This window comes from Edaphosphingomonas haloaromaticamans, assembly GCF_001853345.1.
GTDB lineage: Bacteria > Pseudomonadota > Alphaproteobacteria > Sphingomonadales > Sphingomonadaceae > Sphingomonas_E > Sphingomonas_E fennica.
This window is the reverse complement of sequence record NZ_MIPT01000001.1, coordinates 3,749,754-3,752,175: the sequence shown is the minus strand read 5'-3', so window position 1 is coordinate 3,752,175 and position 2,422 is coordinate 3,749,754. Positions and strand designations below refer to the sequence as shown.

The following is a 2,422-nucleotide window of genomic DNA, read 5'->3' as shown; positions in this document are numbered from 1 at the left end:
CGTCGTCTAGTGGGGAGGACGAGACCAGAAGTCGGAACATTATCGAACGAGGTTCTTTCTGATGAACGTCAGCGTCGCTTCCGGAGGATCGGCCCATAATCCCGGCACCGGAAATTCCGAAATGAACTACCGGCTCACCCTCCAGCTATCGGTCGAGGATGCCTGCGCGCTCTGGGATGCCGCCGCGGAGCGGTGCATGAGCGTGGGCGGCCTGACGATCGAGGATGTCGAAGAAACCCTCGGCCCGCGCCAGGATCCTTCGATCGAAGATTGCCTGATAACCCTTGCGCTGCCCGCGCGCATCGCCGGCTGCACGCTCACCGATTTCAACCTGGCCGATGCCGGGGACGGCCTCCCCCTCGCCCCGGGCGCCCAGCGCAATATCCGCGCGGCGCCGGCCCATCAGGGCATTTCCTCCACGATGCGGCTCTACGCGCCCGTGCCGCACACCGCCCGCGTCGCCTGATCGATCGAGCCTCCGTTCGATCGCGGACGGGGCAGGATGCAAAGAAAACCCCGCGCCGACCGATCGGCGCGGGGTTTCTTTTCGTGGCTGCCCGGGAGATCAGGCCGGGTTGGAGATCGCCACCAGCCCGTTCACCGACATGCGAATGCCGTTCACGCCCAGCATCACGTTGGTGCCGTCGGTCACGACATCCTTGACGGTGGCGACCGAATTGATGGTCACGGGCACCTTGTTGCCGCTGGCGTCGAGCGCGGCGATCGACAGCGTATAGGCGCCGTCGGCGGCGCGGGTGCCGTCGGCCAGCGTGCCGTCCCACTGGTAGCGGCCCTGCGCGTCCGCCTCGATCGTCTTCTCGCTGACGACCTTGCCCTTCGCGTCCTTGACGGTGGCGACGATCGAGGCCGGCTGGCCATCGGCATAATAGGTCCAGGTCGCGGGCGCCTCGCCCAGGCCGGCCACGGGCGAATCGAACCGCGCCTCGCGGCCGATGAAGCTCGATGCCTGCGCCATGTCCTGCGAGGCGAGCTTGCCGATGATCTGCTGCAGCTTGTCGGTCTGCTGGATCGATTGCTCGACCTGCGAATATTGCACGAGCTGCTGGGTATATTCCGACGTGTCCATGGGATCGAGCGGGTCCTGATTCTGCATCTGCGCGGTCAGCAGCTTCAGGAACATGTTGAAATCGGCGCCGATCTGGCTCTTGGCCTGCTGGTTCGCCGTGTTGCTCATGGTCGATGCGTCGGTATTCGAAACGGTCGTCATCTCGGTCGTTCCCTTCAGGCCCTTACGTCCACTCGGCCGCTGGCGCGCAGCGAACGATAAGCGGGTTGATCGTCGGTCGGGCCGCTGCCCAGGGCCGGACCGCCCTGGGCCTCGCGGCCGTCGAAAGCTTGCTGCCCGCGCTGCCAGGCCGAGCCGGCATCGCCGCCGCGGCTGTCGAAGCGGAAGGACTGGGCGTCCGCCCGCACGCCGGCATCGGCGAGCGCGCGGCTCAAATCGCTCGATTCCCGGCGCAGCATGTCCAGCGCCATCGGGCTGTCGGCGGCCATCACCGCGCGCAGGCTGCCGTCGCGCTCGAAGGAAAGGCGCACGTCGATCCGCCCCATCTCGGCCGGATCGAGCCGGATCAGCACCTCGCTGCGGCCGGCGGAGATGCCACGCGCGATCTCCACGCCCATCTCGCGCCCGATCCGCCCGGCCTCGGCCGTGACGACCGCCTGCGCGGGGGCATGCGGCGCGGCGGCGCCATAGGGATGGGCCACCGCGCGAGGCGCGATGCCGGGCAGCGCCTGGCTGAACAGCGGCGAAGGTAGGCCATCGGGGCCGTCCGGCGCGGCCTGCCCGGCGGCGGCGTTGGCGGCCGTCGCGGTCTCTCCGGCCGGCCTGGCGGCGGGACGCGCCTCGATGGAGACGCCGGCTGCTTCGGCATCCGCCGTGGCGAGGGGATTGTCCGGCGCGATCGGGGCGTCCGCCGTGACCGGCGCCAGGGAGGGCGCCGCCGCGAGCGCCGTTGCCGGGCGCTGCGGCTCGATTGGCTGGGCGGCGGGCCGGGTTGCGCTATCATCCCCGGCGATGTCGACCGGCGCTCCGTCCTTATCGGCACCGTCATCGTCGGCGCCATGATCGTCTGCTGCGATATCCATGTTGCCGGCGTCCGCCGCGACGACGGGCATCTCGGCGACGTCCTTGGCCGGGGCGGCCGGCGCCGCCGGCTTGTCCGACCGGGTCGAAGCCAGGGTCGCCGGTGCGACCTCGGATTGTGCCGCGGTCTTCACCGATGCCTCGCGCGGTGCGGCCGGGATCGTGCCGGCGGCATCCGGCAGCAGGCTCTGTTCCTCGCCTTCGGCAACGGCATCTCCGGCCGGCGCCGGATCGTCGGCCGGAGCCGGCTGTTCGGAAGGCAAGGGCAGGGAAGGGGCCGCCGTCTGGGCGATCTGGCTGGCCTGCGTATCGGGC

Annotated in this window: 3 protein-coding genes; 1 reads left to right on the top strand and 2 read right to left on the bottom strand. The window is 69.9% G+C overall.

The features are described 5' to 3' along the window. The first annotated feature begins 61 nt into the window (after positions 1-61). On the top strand, positions 62-466 hold the full coding sequence (locus BHE75_RS17415) for a hypothetical protein (RefSeq protein WP_070934600.1): 405 nt from the start codon (positions 62-64) through the stop codon (positions 464-466). A gap of 99 nt (positions 467-565) precedes the next feature. Here the strand turns inward: BHE75_RS17415 and BHE75_RS17410 are convergent, their stop codons facing one another. Together BHE75_RS17410 and BHE75_RS17405 are read right to left on the bottom strand one after the other, a co-directional pair. Beyond that, the gene (locus tag BHE75_RS17410; protein ID WP_015458120.1) at positions 566-1,228 is read right to left on the bottom strand and encodes a flagellar hook assembly protein FlgD; all 663 of its coding nucleotides are present in this window, start codon (positions 1,226-1,228) and stop codon (positions 566-568) included. Between the two features lie 14 nt (positions 1,229-1,242). Beyond that, a partial coding sequence (locus tag BHE75_RS17405; RefSeq protein WP_191225217.1) for a flagellar hook-length control protein FliK occupies positions 1,243-2,422 on the bottom strand: 1,180 nt, incomplete at its 5' end.